Genomic DNA, 17645 nt, shown 5'->3' on the forward strand with positions numbered 1-17645 from the left:
CGGCGAGCGCGGGCACCGGGCCGCGCGGCCGGCCGTCGCCCTTACCCCGTTCGCCCCGGCACATTCCCCCGTAGTCGAAGCGCGCGGAGGTGCCCGGGCGCTGGGCGTGCGCCCCCGCGCACCCTGTTGGCCGGAACTCCGCGCCCGCGAGCGGTGGAGGTCGCCAACAATGGGGCACGCGTTCAACACCTTGCACGGATGAACCGACGTAGGGCCGGCTGAGGGGGAGACGTTGATCCGGGTACTTCTGGTGCACGACACATGTCTGGTGAGATCGGTCCTGGCGGAGTGGTTACGCCGGGAACCGGGACTCCGCGTGGACGACACGCCCTGGCGCAGTGCGCGCCGGCGGGTACGGACGGAGCGGCCGGACGTGTGCGCGGCGGATCTCGACAGCTCCGGCACGTACGGGGTGCCGCCGCTGAGCGACCTGCGTCCGCCGGAGGTGGGCGCGCCGGCGCCGAGGCTGGTCGTGCTTGCCGGTGCGAACAGGCCGGGCCTGCTGAAGCGGGCGGCCGAAGCGGGGGTGCTCGGGTACGTGGACAAGGAGGGCGCGCCGGAACGGCTGGTGCACGCGATCCGGCGCGCCGCCGAGGGGAAACGTTTCGTCGACGACTCGCTGGGCTTCGGTTTCCTCAAGGCCGCCGAGATCCCGCTCACCCGACGGGAGCTGAGCGTGCTGGAACTGGCGGCGGGCGGGGCGTCCATCGCCGAGATCGCCGGGAGCCTGCACCTGTCCAACGGGACGGTGCGCAACTACATGGCCGCGATCACCCGCAAGACCGGCGCCCGCAACCGCGTCGACGCGATCCGGATCTCCCAGGGCGAGGGGTGGCTCTGAGGGGACGGGGGTGGACGGCGGTGACCTCGGGGGCCGGGAACGGCACGGTTACGTGACAGGGCTGCGTGACGGTGCCACCAGATCCTGGTAGAGCGCACAGCTGCGCAGCAGTTCCTCGTGGGTGCCGTACGCCGTGCGGGGACCGTCCATCACCAGGATCCGGCGGGCGCGCCGCGCCGAGTCGATCCGGTGCGCGACCACCACCAGGGTGCCCCCGGGCCGCGCCGCGAAGGCCTGTTCGGCGCGGGCCTCGGCCGCCGGGTCGAGATGGCAGGTGGCCTCGTCGAGAAGGGCGAGCGGGGCCGGCGAGAGGTACGCGCGGGTGAGCGCGATCAGCTGCCGCTCCCCGGCCGACAGCACCGCCGGGCGCACCGGGGCGTCCGGTCCGCCGAGCCTCTCCAGCAGCGGGGTGAGCCCGACCGCCTCGGCCGCGGCCAGCAGCTCGCGCTCGGGGACGGGGTCCGGGCGCAGCAGCCCGAGGTTCTCCGCGAGGGTGCCGGTGGTGACGTACGCCTCCTGCGGGATCAGCACCCGCAGGGCGACGGCTCGCGGCCCCGGCACGGGGTGGCCGCACACCCGGATCTCGCCGTGCGCGGGGTCCAGCAGGCCGGCGGCGAGTGCGGTGAGCGTCGACTTGCCGATGCCGCTCGGTCCCACGACGGCGAGATGACCGCCGCGCGGGACGCACAGGTCGAGACCGTCGAGGACGGGGGTGCTCGCCGGACCGTAGGCGAAGGTGACGGCGGTGAGGGTGAGGGCCGGGGCGCCGGGGTCGGCCGGGGGGCCGCCGGTGCCTGTCGGCGGGGGGCCGCTCTCCGGTGGCGGGCGCAGCCTGCGCAGCACGACCGTGAGGCGGGCTCCGCTGGTGCCGAGGCCGTGCACGAGGTTCTGCAGGGCGGGCAGCAGGGACTGCGTGACGTAGGCGAGCGCGCCGACCAGGGCGCCCGGGGTCACGCCGTGCCGGAGCAACCAGGGCGCGGCGGCGAGCAGCAGCACCAGGGGCAGCTGTCCGCCGACGGCCAGGGCCGCCACCCGTACGACGCTCCAGCGGGCCAGCGCCCGGGCGGCCCGGTACTCGGCATCGACGCGCCGTCCGACGTCCGCGGCGATCCGCTCCTCGGCGCCCGCCGCCGTGACGTCCCGCAACCCCGGGCACACCTCGCCCAGCTCGGCGGCGAGGGCCTCGTCCGCGACGAGGAAGGCCTCCTGCCGGCGGGCCAGCGGGCGCAGCGTCGCCGCGAACAGACCCAGGCCGGCGAGGAGCGGCGGGCCGACCACCAGCAGCAGCGGGGGAGCGAGGGTGCACAGCCCGGCGAGGGCGCCGACCGCCGTGAACACGAACGAACGGGACACCATCACCAGGCCGGCGAGGGTGTCCCGGGCGATCTCCGCCTGCTGGGTGAGCCCGGACAGCGCACCCCGGTCCGCGTCCCGCACTCCGCGCGCGACCACCCCCGCCACCAGCCGGTCCCGTACCGGCTCGACCAGGTCGGCGACCACGCCGTACACCCGCCGGGTGCCGTACGCCCCCACCGCCACCCCGCCCCCGGCCGCCGTGAGCCACGCCAGGCCGTTCGGCACGTCCCCCGCCAGGAACCCGGCGTCCAGCGCCCGGGCCAGGGCGTACCCGAGCAGAAAGGTCTGCCCGGCCTCCAGCACCGACCACAGAGCGAGCCGCACCAGCACCCGACCGCGCACCCGCAGCAGCCCCCGCGGCTCCCACCCCCGGGCCCTCACACCGTCCCCCCGCCCGCCCCGGCGGCCCGGGACACGCCGGATGCCCGTTCTCCCGCGACCACGTGCCCTACGTCTGACTGCCCGGACCCCGCTCCTCCCGCGTCGGGGTGGGGGGTGTGGGCCGGGGCCGTGTCGGCGTGGGCGGTGTCGGTCTGCCCCGTGTGGGCCGTGTCGGTGCGGTTCGCGTCGGCATGCCCTGTGCGGCGGTGTCCCCCGTCCGCGGGCCCCCTTTCCCCGAACACCTCTCGGTACTCCGGATCCCGCCACAGTTCCGTGTGCGTGCCCAGGGCCCGTACCCGGCCCCCGTCCAGCCAGGCCACCGTGTCCGCGTGGGCCGCCGTCGTCGCCCGGTGGGCGACTATCAGGCGGGTCGGGCCGGGGGCCAGCAGGGCCCGGGTGACGTGGTGTTCGGTGACCGTGTCGAGACTGGAGAGGGCGTCGTCGAGGACGAACAGCCGGCCGGTGTGGGCGAAGGCGCGGGCGAGGCCGAGGCGTTGGGACTCGCCGCCGGAGCGCGGGGCGTCGGCCAGGCGGGTCGCGTAGCCGTCGGGCAGCCGGCGGACGTAGGCGTCGGCCTGCGCCTTGCGGGCGGCGGCCCGGATCCCGGCGGGGGTGGGGGCGGTGCGGCCGAAGGCGATGGTGTCCTCGACGGTCGTACCGAGCAGGGCCGGGCGGGCGAAGGCGTAGGTGACGGCCCGGCGCAGGTCGTCGTGGGCGAGGGCGGGCAGCGGCACGCCGTCGAGGAGCACCTGCCCGGCGTCCGGGTCGGTCAGCCGGCCGGCCAGTTCGGCCAGCAGGGACTTGCCCGTGCCGGAGCGCCCGACGACCGCGAGCACGGTGCCGCCGGGCACGCTCAGGTCGACGCCGTCCAGCACGGCGCGGCCGCCTCGGCGTGCCGTCACCCCACGGAACTCCAGGCGGCCGGGGCCCGGCGGGAGCGGGTGGCTCCCGTGGCCGGGCACGGGACACGCGGCGACCTCGCCGAGGCGCCCGGCGGACGCGCGGGCCCGGGTGAGCGCGGCCAGCTGTCCGACCAGGACGCCGACGCCGGTCGCGAGGACGGCGTAGCGGGAGGCGGCCAGTACCTCGCCGACCGAGATCCGGTGCCGGGCCAGCAGCAGGCCTGCCACCGCCACCACGGCCAGCTGGAGCAGCGGGCCCACGGTGACCGCCTGGGCGGCGGCCCGGCCCTGCACCCGCCACATCCGGTGCCCGGCGCGGGCGAGTTCGGGCAGCGGGCGCAGCACCCGGGCGGTCTCCCGGTCCTGGAGGCCGGCCGCCGCGATCGTCCGGTGCCCGTCGACCGCCTCCGCCAGAGCGGCCGCGATCCGGCCCTGCACCCGCTGGTACTCCGCCACGCACGCAGAGGTGTCCCGGGTGAACGCCCGCAGCAGCACGGCGAGTACGGGTGCCCCGGCCAGGAACACGGCGGCCAGCCAGGGGTCGATGAGAGCGAGCGCGACCACCCCGCCGAGCGGCCCGGCCAGCGCGGCGAGCAGCGCGGCGACGGCGGCCGGACCGGTCCCGGCCTGCGCGGCGTTCCCGACCAGCCGGGCGACCAGGTCCCCGGCGCCGAACCGGGCCACCGCGCGCGGCCCGAGGGCCAGCACCCGCCCGGTGAGCAGCTTGCGCAGCCCGGCCGTGGCGCGCGCGTCGACGGTCCCGGCGAGCACGCTCGCGGCCCCGTCCAGCACGGCGAGCAGCAGCACCAGAGCGGCGGCCCGCGCCACCCACCCGGCCGCCGGGGCGCCCGCCAGCAGCAGGTCCAGGGCGCGGCCCAGCACGGCGGGCAGCGCCAGGGCCGCCGCGGTGGCCGCCGTACTGACGGCGCACAGCGCCGCGCAGCGCACCCCGGCGTGGCGCAGGGCGCTGCGCATCGGATCACGGTGCGCGGGTGTCGTCATCACGCCCAGCCCTCGGGTTGTCGGCGCCGGTGTCGGCGAAGCGGATACGGCGAAGGCCCCGGACGGGCCCCCTCCCGCAGGAAGGGGCCGCCCGGAGCCCGGTTCGCGGCGCCGGTCAGAGACAGAGCAGGACGCTCGCCGCCGAGACGCACGACAACAGGCTCACCGTGCTCGCACCGCCGCCGTCGTGACGCTCTTCGGACTCCATCGTCTGCAGGTCGAGAAGGGCCATGGTGTGTCCTTTCCGGGGACCGAGCGGTCCCCCCGGTGTTGTTGGGGACGGGGTTGTGTCACGACTCCGCGGGAGCGGAGCCGCGTTCTGGGGCCGCCGGTGGCGGCGGGAGGAACGGCAGGTGGGCGGCGCGGTCGCCGTCGAGGGCGGCCGTGAGCGCCAGCAGACACCCGGCGGTTCCGGTGGCGAGGTCCATGGACAGACGCATCATCTGGTGGCCCGGGAAGGCGAGTTGGCCCTGATAGGCCATCGCGAACCAGCCGAGCCCGTCGACCTGGGCGGCGAGCCGCGCCGGGTCGGCACCGGTGCGGGCGAGGTGCAGGACCATCCCGGCCCGGCCCTGGAACAGGCCCGGCTGGGCGTAGAAGCGTGAGGTGGCGGCGATCAGGATGGCGGAGCGGGCGGCCGTGAGGGCGCCGTCCTCGTCGGTGCCGTGGGCCAGCCAGTCGTCGAGGACCATGCCGATCCCCACGCTGCCGTCGCCGAGGTAGGGCAGAGTGCGCCAGCCCTCGTCGACGTCCAGGCCGCCGCCCTTCTGCAGCACACAGCGGTCCAGGTCCCGGCGCAGTGCCGCCTCGGCCGCCGCCAGCAGCCCGGGCTCACCGGTGCGTTCGTACCGCCGCAGCAGGAACAACGCGGGCCCGGTCGCGCCCCGCAGCAGCCCGGCGCGCCGCCGTGGCGTGTCCGGCAGGGGCTCGGCGAGCCGTCGTACGAGGATCTCGGCGGCCTCCGCGGCCCGCTCGCGCAGCTCCGGCTCGCCGGTCGAGTCGGCGAGGGAGTCGAGGACCAGGCCGAGACCGGCCAGGCCGCCGTGCAGGTCGGAGGAGAGGTTGCGCCAGTTCTCCCGGAGGATGCCCGCGGTGAGGTCGAGGGCGCGCTGCCGGTGGCCGAGCGCGGCCAGGACATGGGCGACGCCGGCGAGACCGTCGTACAGGCCGAGCGGGGTGCCGGGCGGCGGCGGTGCCGTGTGGTCGAGCAGCCAGCGCTCGCCCTCGTCGTAGCGTTCGGCACCGGCCCGGTCCAGGGCGTACAGCACCCCGGCCGCGCCGTGCGCCAGGCCGAGCCCGCCACCGTCGCCGAACTGGGCGATGTCACCGGGGAAGAGCCGGTCGTCGCGCTCGGGGGTGGCGGCGGCCAGGATCGCCTTGACCATGGAGTCCCTGCTGTGCGGCCAGTCGGACGGTACGACGGGACGCGCGGCCGGGGTGCCCCGGGTGATCTCCTCGACCGCCTCGTCGAGGAAGCCGCGCGGCACGTCGGGGAACTGACCGGCGATCACGTCCGCGAGATGCGCCGCCTTGCTCCGGTCGACCACGAAGAGCGTGGTCACCGGCAGGAAGAGCGCCAGGCGCAGACACGCCAGCGCGTAGCGGTCCACCTCGACGCCCCTGCGGTCCGGCGGGGCGAAGAAGCCGGGGTGGGCGACGATCTGACGGCCGTTCTCCGCGACCGGGGCGGCCGCCTCGAAGTCGATGAGGAACACCGACTCGTCGTCGGGGCCGACCATGATGTTGAAGACGTGCAGGTCGTTGAAGACGATCCCGCGCGCGTGCACCGCCGCGACGGCTTCCTCCACCTTCCGGTGGATGCGCAGCGCCCACTCGGTGTAGCCGCGCACGGCCCCCGGATCCGGGTCCGGGACGAGCAGCGGATGCCGCTCGGCGAAGTAGGCGTTCAGCGGACGGCCCGCCAGGTGGTCCATCACCAGGAACCGGTGCTCGCCCAGCGTGAACCAGTCCCGGACCTCCGGCACCACCCCGGTGCCCGCCACCGCCTCCAGCGCCGCCTTCTCCCGTGCCAGCCGGGCCACCGCGTCGGCGCCGTCCGCCGCGAGCCCCGCGTGCGGCCGTCCCTCCTTGAGCACCACGCGCCGGCCGTCCCGGGTGTCGGTCCCGGCGTACACCCCGCCGCCGTTGGAGAAGTGCAGCGCCTTCTCGATCCGGTACGGCAGGTCGCCCACCGTGGTGGCGTCGCGCGCCGCCAGCTGCGGCCGCAGGAACTCCGGCAGCGTCACCCACGCAGGGACCTGGAAGGAGGGCGCCCGCCGGTCCGGGACGAGCTTGCCCGCGCCGTCCCGCACCGCGGTCACCAGCGAGCCCCGCTCGTCCACCACGTACGTACGCGCGAAGGCGCCGTAGCGGACGTACAGCGGGCCGCCGTTCCAGCGCAGGTCGGTCAGGATGTACGGCCCCTCGAAGCCCTCCAGGAGGGCGCCCAGCTGGCGCAGCACCTGCTGGAGCCGTTCCTCGCCGTCCGGGTAGACGGTGACGAACTTGCCGCTGGTGTCGCGGCCCGCGTACTTGGCGTTGCGCAGGTGCAGCAGATGCGGGCCCGGCACGAACTTGAACGGGATGCGGCGCGGCACGCAGTAGTCCCACACGATCGCCGCGATCCGCTCCGCGTTCGCCCGGGTGGCCGACGAGTGGATCTTCCAGCCCTGAGCCGGCGACGGCAGCGGAGCGCCGTCCGCGCCGAGCGGGGTCATGGTCAGCCAGTCGCCGGACCGCGCCGCGCGCCAGCCCTCCGGCACCGCGCGCCGCGCCGTCGCGAACAGCGGTTCCGCCTGTGACCCGGCCGTCCCGAACCGGTCGGGTGTGTCGTAGAAGTGCCCGTCGGCGAGCGCGTACACCTCGTAGCGCCTGTCCATCCGCATCCCTTCCGTGGACCGCCCCTGACACTTTCAGGCGCCGCACGGTCGCGGACAGTCATGTCTGTCACGAGGTCACCGTGCACAACGCACGGGTCAAGACATGTTCGGTGGGTTTCGAGCGCGGGGGCCCGCCGGTCTCCGCGGAACGGTCGCAGGGGCTGCGCGGACGCCCCATAAGCGCTGTAATGGCGGCGTGGTCAGTGAGGGCGCTGCGGTACGCGGAACGAGAACGGATCGCGCCGAGATCGCCCTCGAAACGCTCATCGGCGATCGCGGCGCACCCGAGCGGCTTCGCCGCGTGCTCGAACAGGCGCTGGTGTTCTCCGGTGCGGCGTTCGCCGGGGTGTACACGCTCGGCGACGAGGGAGCGGTGCTCCGCCTCGCCGAGTGCGCCGGCGTGCCCCGCACCCTGTACGGGCTGCGCGACGCCTACCCGGCCGTGGGCCAGTCCCCGGCCGCCGAGGTCCACCGCAGCGGCCGGCCCCTGTGGCTCGGCCCCGCGGAACTGAACGACTGCCCCGAGGCCCGGCGGACCCCGGCCCAGGACTTCTCCCTGGCCGTCCTGCCGGTGCCCGGCGGCGCCGGGCTTCTGGTGGCCGTCAGCGAACGAGACGACGGATTCGGTCCCGAGGACCGTGCCTGCCTGGACCTCGTGGCCGGCGCGGTCCACCTGCCCGGCCCGCCCCCCACGGCCGCCGACCCCGGCGAACTGGCCGGCGACGCGTTCAGCCTCGCCATGGACACCGGCCGCATCGAGGTCGGCGACGGCATCCTGGACCTCTTCCGGATGGAGCGCCGTGATTTCGACGGCAAGGTCGAGACGCTGCTGGCCCGCACCGTCCCCGAGGACGTCCCCGCCCTGATGTCGGTCGTCGAGGCGGACCACATGTCCATCGGCGACCGCGAGCTGGAGTTCCGCGTCCTGCAGCCCTCGGGGCCGCCCAGGTGGCTCAGACTGCGCGGCCGGCTGGTGCCCGGCGGCGAGGGCCGCCCGGCCCGGCTGGCCGGGACCGTCGACGACGCCTCCACCCTCCGGTCCGACGTCACCGACGTGGCCCGGGTCCAGCGGCTCGCCGCCGCCCTGGCCACCGCCGGCACGGTCAAGGACGTCAGCCAGGCCGTCGTCACCGCGCTGCGCGGACCGCTCAAGGCCGACCGGATCGCCCTGGCCGAGCTGGAGAACGACCGGCTGGTCGTGACCGTCCTCGACCCGCCCGACCCCGAGGCCTGGCCCGAGCTGTGGCGCAGCGAGTGGCGCACCGAGTGGCCGGACGCGCCCGTGCGCTCGATGCCCACCCTGGCCGCCGCCCTGCGCGAGGGCCGCGCCCGCATCTGGCCCGCCCCGACCACCCTGGAACCCGCCCTCGCCGAGGTCGGCCCCGGCGGTCTCGCCATCCTGCCGCTGCCGGCCGGCGGCCGGATGGCCGGCGCCTGCCTGATCGGCTGGGACAGCCCGCACGACTTCGGACCCGACGAGCGCGCCCTGCTCACCGCCTCCGCGGGCCTCGCCGGGGAGGCGCTGATGCGCGCCCACGCCTTCGACGCCGAGCATGAACTCGTCGGCATGCTCCAGCGCACCCTGCTGCCCCGCCGGCTGCCCGCCCTGCCCGGCGCGGTCGCCGTCGCCCGCTACCTGCCGACCACCCAGGGCCTGGAGGTGGGCGGTGACTGGTACGACGTGATCCCGCTGCCCGACAACCACGTGGCCCTCGTCATCGGTGACGTGCAGGGCCACAGCGCGGCCGCCGCCACCCTGATGGGCCAGATGCGCACCGCGCTGCGCGCCTACGCGGCCGAGGGACACACCCCGGACGTGGTCGTCTCGCACGCCAACCGGCTCCTGATGGACATGGAGAGCGACCTCTTCGCCACCTGCTGCTACGTCGACGTCGACATGGAGGAGGGCACCGCCTGGTGCGTGCGCGCCGGGCATCTGCCGCCCGTGCTGCGTCACCCGGACGGAGCAACGGAGATCGCCGAGACCGAGGGCGGCCCCCCGCTGGGCGTCCTGACCCAGACCGAGTTCCCCATGACCCAGCTCAGCCTGCGCCCCGGCACCGTGCTGGCCCTCACCACGGACGGCCTGGTCGAGCGGCCCGACGCCGACATCGACGACGGCATGGCGGGTTTCGCCGGCGACCTCGCCGGCTCCGACCCCGCCCACCTCGGCCTGGTCGCCGACGCCCTGCTCGGCAACGCCCCCCGCGCCGACGACGTGGCCCTGCTGCTGATGCGCTACGACGGCATGGCGGTGCGTCCGCTGCGGGAGAGCTGGACGGTGTGGCGGGTCCCGGAGGCCGCCCGACACGCCCGCCGCTTCAGCAAGCGCAGCCTGCGCTCCTGGGGCGTCACCGACGACGCCATGGACGTCGCCCTGCTGGTGGTCTCCGAACTCGTCACCAACGCCCTCATCCACACCGAAGGACCGGTCCGGCTCGACCTGACCCTGGTCGACCACCGGCTGCGCATCGCCGTCGCCGACGCCTCGCCGCGCAGCCCGGTGAAACCCACCAACATCGGCTGGGAGGCCACCGGCGGGCGCGGCATCCTGCTCGTCGAGGCGGTGTCGGCCGCCTGGGGGACCGTACCGGTCAGCGGCGGGAAGCAGGTGTGGGCGGACCTCGTCCTCGACGGCTGAGCACCGGGCGGTGCCTTTCCGGCCGTCTCGGGAGGCGCCGCGGGCCGAGCCTTCTTAATGTCTTGTCGTGGCACACACCTTCGAAGAACTGGTGGCGAAGCACCGCGCGGCCGACACGGCCCACGACATGGTCCTGGAACTGCGGGACGCCTACGGGCCGCCGGCCCGGCAGGCGCCCGGCGGCGCCCAGTCGGCGACCTACGAGACGGCCCTGCGCGCCTGGCGCGACCTGGCCCGCGACGAACAGACCGCGGTGAGCGAGTACGCCCGCGACCAGGGCCGCTCGCGGGCCGAGGTGGAGGCGGAGGTGGCACGGGCGGCTGCCGATCCGGGAGCCTGAAATCGACGCACAAAACGGGCGGAAAGCCGGTTGGCGGCACCTCGTGGTCACATGGCACCCCCACCAGGGCCATACTGTCGTGACCAGTCAGGAAAACGGAAGAACATCTCAATCAGATGTTCACCTATAAGGTGTAGCGAATGAAGGCTTTGGTGCTCTCCGGCGGTGCCGGAACCCGGCTGCGGCCGATCACCCACACATCGGCGAAGCAGCTCGTGCCGGTGGCGAACAAACCCGTGCTGTTCTACGGGCTCGAATCCCTTGCCGCCGCGGGCGTCACCGAGGTCGGGATGATCGTCGGCGACACCGCCGCCGAGATCGAGGAAGCGGTCGGCGACGGATCGAAGTTCGGTCTGAACGTCACCTACATCCCCCAGGAGCAACCGCTGGGCCTGGCCCACGCGGTGCTCATCGCGCGGGAATTCCTCGGTGACGACGACTTCGTGATGTACCTCGGCGACAACTTCATCGTCGGCGGCATCAGCGGACTCGTCGACGAGTTCCGCGAGACCCGGCCCGACGCCCAGATCCTCCTCACGCACGTGCCCAACCCGCGGGCCTTCGGTGTCGCCGAGCTCGACGCCGACGGGCAGGTGGTCGGCCTGGAGGAGAAGCCGCAGGAGCCCAAGAGCGACCTGGCACTGGTGGGCGTGTACCTCTTCACGCCCGCCATCCACGACGCCGTGCGCGCCATCAAGCCGTCCTGGCGCGGCGAGCTGGAGATCACCCACGCCATCCAGCACCTCATCGACCAGCGTGCCGACGTGCGCTCCACGGTGATCAAGGGCTACTGGAAGGACACCGGCAACGTCGTCGACATGCTGGAGGTCAACCGGACCGTCCTGGAGGCGCAGGAGCCGCGCATCGACGGCGAGGTCGACGAGGCCACCCAGATCGTCGGCCGCGTGGTCGTCGAGGCCGGTGCGCGCGTCACGGGCTCCCGGATCGTCGGTCCGGTCGTGATCGGCTCCGGTACCGTCGTCAGCGACTCGTACGTGGGCCCCTTCACGTCGGTCGCGGAGAACTGCCGGATCACCGCGAGTGAGCTGGAGTTCTCCATAGTGCTGCGGGACTCCTCCATCGACGGGGTGGGCAGGATCGAGTCCTCGCTGATCGGCCGGCACGTCGAGGTGACCCCGGCACCCGGCACCCCCAGCGCCCACCGCCTCGTTCTCGGAGACCACAGCAAGGTGCAGATCCGTTCATGAATCTCCTCGTCACCGGCGCCGCCGGCTTCATCGGCTCCACGTACGTCCGCGGTCTGCTCGCCGCCGACGGCCCCGACGCGCCGCACATCACCGTGCTGGACAAGCTCACCTACGCGGGCACCCTGACCAACCTGCCCGAGTCGCACCCCCGCCTCACCTTCGTGCAGGGCGACATCTGCGACGCCGAGCTGGTCGACAAGCTCATGGCCGAGGCCGACCAGGTCGTGCACTTCGCCGCCGAGTCGCACGTCGACCGCTCCATCGACGGCGCGGGCGCGTTCGTCCGCACCAACGTGGTCGGCACCCAGACGCTGCTGGACGCGGCGCTGCGCCACGACGTCGGCCCGTTCGTGCACGTCTCCACCGACGAGGTCTACGGCTCCATCGAGACCGGCTCCTGGCCCGAGAGCCACCCGCTCCAGCCGAACTCGCCGTACTCCGCCTCCAAGGCCTCCTCGGACCTGCTGGCGCTGGCCTTCCACCGCACCCACGGCATGGACGTCCGCGTCACCCGCTGCTCCAACAACTACGGGCCGCACCAGTTCCCCGAGAAGGTCATCCCGCTCTTCGTGAGCAACCTCCTCGACGGCAAGAACGTCCCGCTCTACGGCGACGGCAGCAACGTCCGCGACTGGCTGCACGTCGAGGACCACTGCCAGGGCATCGACCTGGTCCGCACCGGCGGCCGGGCCGGCGAGGTCTACAACATCGGCGGCGGCACCGAGCTCAGCAACAAGGAGCTCACCGGCCTGCTCCTGGAGGCCTGCGGCGCCGACTGGGACCGCGTGGACCGGGTGGCCGACCGCAAGGGCCACGACCAGCGCTACTCCGTCGACTGGAGCAAGATCCGCGACGAGCTGGGCTACGCCCCCAAGCACGACTTCACCTCCGGCCTGGCCGACACCGTCGCCTGGTACCGCGACAACCGTGACTGGTGGGAGCCGCTCAAGGAGCGTGCCGCCCTGGAGTCCCGCAAGGAGCAGGAGAAGCACTGATGAAGTGGCTCGTCGCCGGCGCGGCCGGGATGCTCGGCCAGGACGTGGTCGAGGAACTCCGGCGCCGGGGTGAGGAGGTCGTGCCGCTCGGCCGGGACGACCTCGACATCACCAGCGCCGACTCGGTGGAGTCGGCCCTCGCCGGGCACACGCCCGACCTGGTGGTGAACTGCGCCGCGTACACCGCCGTCGACGACGCCGAGACCGACGAGGAGCGGGCCCTGCTGATCAACGGCACGGGCCCGCGCCTGCTGGCCCGTGCCGCCGCCCGGCACGGCGCCCGCCTCGTGCACGTCTCCACGGACTACGTCTTCGACGGCGAGGCCCGCAGCACACCGTACCCGGAGGACCACCCCACGGCGCCCAGGACCGCCTACGGCCGCACCAAGCTGGCCGGCGAGCGCGCCGTCCTGGAAGAGCTCCCGGGTGCCAGTGCCGTGGTCCGCACGGCCTGGCTGTACGGCGTGCACGGCCGCAGTTTCGTCCGCACGATGCTCGAGCTGGAGCAGAAGCTGGACACCGTGGACGTCGTCGACGACCAGCGCGGGCAGCCCACCTGGACCGCCGACCTTGCCATACGTATTGCACAGCTTGGCCCAAGGATCTCCCAAGGGGCCAATGTTCACGGTATGTTCCACGGAACCAGTTCCGGTGAGGCCAGCTGGTACGACCTGGCCCGGGAGGTGTTCCGGCTCGCCGGGGCGGATCCCGAGCGGGTGCGCCCCACCGACAGCCGGGCCTTCGTCCGGCCCGCGCCCCGACCGGCGTACAGCGCCCTGGGGCATGCCCGATGGCGTGAGATCGGTCTGGAGCCGTCCCGGGACTGGAGGTCAGCATTGCAGGATGCACTGCCCCAGATCCGCAAGGAGATGTCCCAGTGAAAAGGCACGAGTTCCTCCGGGAACTCCACAAGGTCAGCGCGAACCGCAACTACCTGGAGATCGGTGTCAACGACGGCCGCAGTCTGACGCTCTCCAGAGTCCCCAGCATCGCGATCGACCCCGCCTTCAAGGTGGTCTCGGAGATCCGCTGCGACGTGCACCTCGCCAAGGCGACCAGTGACGACTTCTTCGCCAGGGAGAACCCCCTGGCGCACCTCAGGGGAGGCCGTCACCCGCTGCGCAACGTCGCGCGCAACCGCAGCCCGTTCGGCTACTGGCAGCGGACCACGCTCGACCTGTCGTTCATCGACGGCATGCACCTGTTCGAGTACGCGCTGCGGGACTTCATCAACATCGAGCGGCACTCCGACTGGGCGAGTGTGATCGTCTTCGACGACATGCTGCCGCGCAACGTCGACGAGGCGGCCCGTGACCGCCACACGGACGCGTGGACGGGCGACGTCTACAAGCTCGTCGAGATCCTCAACCGGTACCGCCCCGACCTGGTGACCGTCCTGGTCGACACGGCCCCCACCGGCCAGCTCGTCGTCTTCGGGGCGGACCCGTCGAACACCGTCCTCAAGGACAAGTACGACGAGATCATCGCGGAGTTCGAGGTTCCGGACCCGCAGAAGGTCCCGGAGTCGATCCTCGGCAGGACGACGGCGGTGACCCCGGAGCAGCTGGTCGGCGCGTCCTTCTGGAAGCCCCTGGTGGCCTCCCGCAACAGGGGGACCAAGCGAGAGCGAGGCTGGGAGCCACTGAGCCGCGCGCTGCGTCAGCTCACAGCGGGCTGAGCCCTCCGTGACACGGCGAGGCGCCACGACCCCGGGTCGTGGCGCCTCGCCTTTCGCATTCTCTGTTCAGCCGTCCGACCGCAGGGTCTCGTAGAACGCCACGCAGTCCGCGTACGACGGGAGCAGGCCGGCCTTCTCCGCCTCGGCCAGGGACGGGGCCTCGGCGTCCTTCTCCGACAGCACCGGCTCGAACCCTTCGGGCCACTCGATGCCCAGCGCGGGGTCGAGCGGGTTGATGCCGTGCTCGCGGCCGGGCGCGTACCCGGCCGAGCACAGGTAGACCACCGTGGCGTCGTCGGTCAGCGCCATGAAGGCGTGGCCGAGCCCCTCCGAGAGGAACACGGCGTGCCGGTTCTCCTCGTCGAGCCGGACCGCCTCCCAGCGGCCGAAGGTGGGGGAACCGACCCGGATGTCCACGATGACGTCCAGCACGGCTCCGCGCACGCACTTGACGTACTTGGACTGGCTCGGCGGCACGTCGGCGAAGTGGACGCCCCGCAGGACGCCCCGCCGGGAGACCGAGCAGTTGGCCTGCACGAGGTCGAGGTCGTAGCCGAGGGCCTCGCGGAACTCCTCCGCCTTGAACCACTCGTGGAAGCTGCCCCGGTCGTCGGGGAAGACCTTCGGCTCCTGGACCCAGGCGCCTTCGATGCTCAGCGGTCGCACGGTTCTTACTTGCCTTCCTGTCGTGCGGGCGTCCTGCCCCTGCCGAGTGCCCTGACCAGTGCGCGGCGCACCGGCAGCGGGAGCTTGCGGGCCAGTTTGCGGACGGCGCCGGGCCCGGACTTCGGGCCCGTGACGGCCGCTGCGGACTTCTTCGCGGCCGGCTTGACGACCTTCAGGCCCGCGGGGGAGTTGCGGACGACCAGCGGCAGCGTGAAGAAGCGCGGCTCCGCCACGTCCGCGAGCAGGGCCAGCGCGAGCCGCCAGCCGCCCTCCTGGAGCGACCGGACCGGCAGCGGGGCGTCCAGCACCGCTCCGCCGCCCTCCGCGGGCGACAGCGTGGCGGGCACCTCCAGCACCTCGACGGCGGGCTTGGGGCCGGTCAGCCGCACCGACGCCTTGACGTCCCCCTCGACGTGGAACGGCAGCACCGCGCGCAGCCGGTCCCCGGCCACCGTGAAGTCCTCGGGCTTGAGCTCGCCGAAGCCGAGCCGCTTGCTCGCCATGTCGACGTCGAGGGCGAAGTTGTTCTTGACCGTCCAGTACGGCAGCACACGCCGGCCACCGACCACGCCGGGGACCGGCACCGCGGGGAGCGGATCCCTGGACACCGGGAACAGCCGGTGCTCCCGGGTCCAGCCGCCGATCGTCAGCCGTACGAACGCGTCCCACAGGCCCGCCGTCAGCGGGGTGCCGCTGGCCGCGGTGGCCGGGTTCACGGTGGCCGTGGCCCGGACGACCAGGCGCACCCGGTCGGCCTCTCCCTCGACGGGCACGGTCTCGCGGGTCAGCTCGACCGGCTGGAAGAACTGCGCGTGGGTCTCGCGCTCGCGCACCACCAGGTCGACGTTGGCCTTGTTGAACCGGGCCGCGGTGCCGCGCTCCAGCCGGGAGATCGCCTCCGCGGCCGTCGCCGCCGGGCCCTCGGACGCGACGGCGGTGTCCGCCGGGTACGTCTTCGGGGCACCGTCCGCGGTGTACTCGGCGGTGAAGTCGAGCTTCAGGGCGCCGCCGTCCCAGACGACCCGCTCCAGCGCTGTCGAGGGGGTGACGGCCGCCTCCCACTCGGCGACGGCGAGCACGTCCTCGTAGCGGCCGGCGGCGGCCAGCTCGGCGACCACCCGCTGGGCCGGGCCGAGCAGGGCGAAGACGGACGGGCCCATCCGCTCGGCGATCACCTTGTGGATCTCGTCGAAGAGCTCCCTGCGGTAGTCGTCCGGCAGGTTGAGGAACCGCTTGCCGCGCAGCCGCTCGGTCATCTCGTTGTTCAGCCAGCGGTGGAACATCCGGTCGCGCTTGGCGCCGGGCTCGGTGTAGCGCTCGACGACGTCGAGGGCCTCCCGGAGGTTGCCGAAGTAGCCGACCGGGTCGAAGCGCTGGAAACCGGCGTTGGAGGCGTCCTCGCGCTTGATGTGGTAGTAGCAGACGTAGTCGCTGAGCACCGAGATGTTCGACGCGCGCAGGTAGGCCTCGGCGACGAAGACGTGGTCCTCGAGGCGCCGCCGGCCCTCGGGGAAGCGCAGCCCGATGCGGTCGAGGAAGGACCGGCGCAGCATCTTGTGCGGGGTCAGGCTGCTCATCAGCGGGGCGTTCTCGACGGTGGCCCGCGGGTGGTTGCGGCGGAACAGCTCCACCGGCACCGGGCGGCCCTTGCCGGCCATCTTGCCGATGACGAGGTCGGCCTCGTTGGCGACGCCGTAGTCGTACATCCGCTCCAGGGCCTCGTCGCCGAGGAAGTCGTCGTTGTCGACGAACATCACGAACTCGCCCTTGGAGGCGGCGATGCCGACGTTGCGGGGCTTGCCGGACCAGCCGGAGGGCTCCTGGTGGATGACCTGGATGTGCGGGTGCTCGGCCGCGAGCGCGTCCAGCCGGGCCGGGGTCTCGTCGGTGGAGCCGTCGTCCACGAAGATGACCTCGTACTCGTCGCGCGGCAGCGACTGCCGCAGCACCGAGGCGATGCAGTCCTCGATATAGGGTCCCGGGTTGTAGACAGGGACGACAACACTCACCTTGACCGGCATCCGGCTTCCTAGCCCCCTGGATAAAGCCGTCCGTTTCCCTGGACGGCACGTACATGTGGGCGAATGCTAACCCGGTCCCGACCTCGGGCGTGTCGCACCCCTCGGTCAAGACCGGGTCGTGAAGGGTCAGCCGCGCGTCAAATGTCCTGGTCAGCCGTGGGTCTTGGCCAAGAGTTCCAGTACCTCGGCCGTGCTGCCGGACTCACCGAGCCGGGGGAAAATCCGCTCCACGCTGTTGCGGTGCGCCTCGCCGTCGCCGTCGGCCATGGCGTCCGTGGCGAGCGTGACGTGGTAGCCGTGGGCGTAACCGTCGCGGGCGGTGGACTCCACGCCGATGCTGGTGGCGATGCCGGCCAGCACGATCTGGGTGACGCCCCGGCGGCGCAGCTGCACGTCGAGGTCCGTGCCGTGGAAGGCGCTCCAGTTGTGCTTCGTGACCAGGATGTCACCGGCGTGGCCGGACAGCTCGTCGACCACGACGTCCCAGCCCTCGGGGAAGGCGAGCCCGCGCGCCTGACGCTCGGTGCGGCCGGGCACGGCGTCGGCGAAGTCGGCCGCGAAGGAGACCCGGACGAGGGCCACGGGCAGGTCCTTGGCGCGGAAGGCGGCGGCGAGCTCGGCGGCGCGGGCCACCACCTCGGCACCGGAGTACGGCTGGGTGGGCATGGCCACGATGCCCTGCTGGAGGTCGACGACGACGAGGGCGGTGCGCGGGTCGAGGGTGCTCAGAGTCAT

Annotated in this window: 14 protein-coding genes; 7 read left to right on the plus strand and 7 right to left on the minus strand. The window is 73.4% G+C overall.

Translation table 11 applies throughout. The features are described from left to right. The first annotated feature begins 232 nt into the window (after positions 1-232). Positions 233-841 (plus strand): response regulator transcription factor, encoded by a 609-nt coding sequence (locus ACZ3KP_RS03775; RefSeq protein ID WP_358979296.1) that lies wholly within the window; start codon positions 233-235, stop codon positions 839-841. Positions 842-889: 48 nt separating this feature from the next. Here ACZ3KP_RS03775 and ACZ3KP_RS03780 read toward each other — a convergent pair whose 3' ends face one another. The 4 genes from ACZ3KP_RS03780 to lanKC form a co-directional block, all read right to left on the minus strand. Beyond that, on the minus strand, positions 890-2578 hold the full coding sequence (locus ACZ3KP_RS03780) for an ATP-binding cassette domain-containing protein (protein WP_467496028.1): 1689 nt from the start codon (positions 2576-2578) through the stop codon (positions 890-892). Beyond that, the gene (locus ACZ3KP_RS03785; RefSeq protein ID WP_467496030.1) at positions 2575-4455 is read right to left on the minus strand and encodes an ABC transporter ATP-binding protein; all 1881 of its coding nucleotides are present in this window, start codon (positions 4453-4455) and stop codon (positions 2575-2577) included. The genes ACZ3KP_RS03780 and ACZ3KP_RS03785 overlap by 4 nt, the downstream gene beginning before the upstream one ends. A 142-nt stretch (positions 4456-4597) precedes the next feature. Further along, positions 4598-4714 carry a SapB/AmfS family lanthipeptide gene (locus tag ACZ3KP_RS03790; protein WP_046732101.1) on the minus strand — a complete coding sequence of 39 codons (117 nt, stop codon included), beginning with the start codon at positions 4712-4714 and terminating at the stop codon, positions 4598-4600. A 58-nt stretch (positions 4715-4772) separates the two neighbouring features. Beyond that, a complete protein-coding gene (gene lanKC / locus ACZ3KP_RS03795) occupies positions 4773-7361 on the minus strand; it encodes a class III lanthionine synthetase LanKC (protein WP_467496033.1) in 2589 nt (862 codons plus the stop codon). 196 nt (positions 7362-7557) lie between these two features. Between lanKC and ACZ3KP_RS03800 the strand changes: the two genes are divergently transcribed. The 6 genes from ACZ3KP_RS03800 to ACZ3KP_RS03825 all read left to right on the plus strand — a co-directional run bounded on the left by ACZ3KP_RS03800 (position 7558) and on the right by ACZ3KP_RS03825 (position 14223). Next, positions 7558-10002, plus strand: a complete 2445-nt coding sequence (locus tag ACZ3KP_RS03800; protein WP_467496035.1) for a SpoIIE family protein phosphatase — start codon at positions 7558-7560, stop codon at positions 10000-10002. A gap of 67 nt (positions 10003-10069) precedes the next feature. Further along, positions 10070-10342 (plus strand): hypothetical protein, encoded by a 273-nt coding sequence (locus ACZ3KP_RS03805; protein WP_467496037.1) that lies wholly within the window; start codon positions 10070-10072, stop codon positions 10340-10342. A 140-nt stretch (positions 10343-10482) separates the two neighbouring features. Next, positions 10483-11550, plus strand: a complete 1068-nt coding sequence (locus ACZ3KP_RS03810; RefSeq protein WP_358979287.1) for a glucose-1-phosphate thymidylyltransferase — start codon at positions 10483-10485, stop codon at positions 11548-11550. Continuing rightward, complete coding sequence (gene rfbB / locus ACZ3KP_RS03815) at positions 11547-12545, plus strand: dTDP-glucose 4,6-dehydratase (RefSeq protein WP_467496039.1); 999 nt, start codon at positions 11547-11549, stop codon at positions 12543-12545. Before ACZ3KP_RS03810 ends, rfbB begins: the two co-directional genes overlap by 4 nt. Further along, positions 12545-13426 carry a dTDP-4-dehydrorhamnose reductase gene (gene rfbD, locus ACZ3KP_RS03820; protein ID WP_358979283.1) on the plus strand — a complete coding sequence of 294 codons (882 nt, stop codon included), beginning with the start codon at positions 12545-12547 and terminating at the stop codon, positions 13424-13426. Before rfbB ends, rfbD begins: the two co-directional genes overlap by 1 nt. After that, positions 13423-14223: a class I SAM-dependent methyltransferase gene (locus ACZ3KP_RS03825; RefSeq protein ID WP_358979281.1), complete on the plus strand. Its 801-nt coding sequence runs from the start codon at positions 13423-13425 to the stop codon at positions 14221-14223. The genes rfbD and ACZ3KP_RS03825 overlap by 4 nt, the downstream gene beginning before the upstream one ends. 66 nt (positions 14224-14289) lie before the next feature. On the opposite strand, the gene rfbC is transcribed toward ACZ3KP_RS03825, so the two are convergent. From rfbC to ACZ3KP_RS03840, 3 genes are all read right to left on the minus strand, one after another. Continuing rightward, positions 14290-14889 carry a dTDP-4-dehydrorhamnose 3,5-epimerase gene (rfbC, locus tag ACZ3KP_RS03830; RefSeq protein ID WP_467496041.1) on the minus strand — a complete coding sequence of 200 codons (600 nt, stop codon included), beginning with the start codon at positions 14887-14889 and terminating at the stop codon, positions 14290-14292. Positions 14890-14894: 5 nt separating this feature from the next. Further along, positions 14895-16910 carry a glycosyltransferase family 2 protein gene (locus ACZ3KP_RS03835; RefSeq protein ID WP_467496043.1) on the minus strand — a complete coding sequence of 672 codons (2016 nt, stop codon included), beginning with the start codon at positions 16908-16910 and terminating at the stop codon, positions 14895-14897. Between the two features lie 150 nt (positions 16911-17060). Continuing rightward, a complete protein-coding gene (locus tag ACZ3KP_RS03840) occupies positions 17061-17645 on the minus strand; it encodes a hydrolase (protein WP_467496045.1) in 585 nt (194 codons plus the stop codon).

It is taken from the genome of Streptomyces sp. NPDC020958, assembly GCF_055562175.1.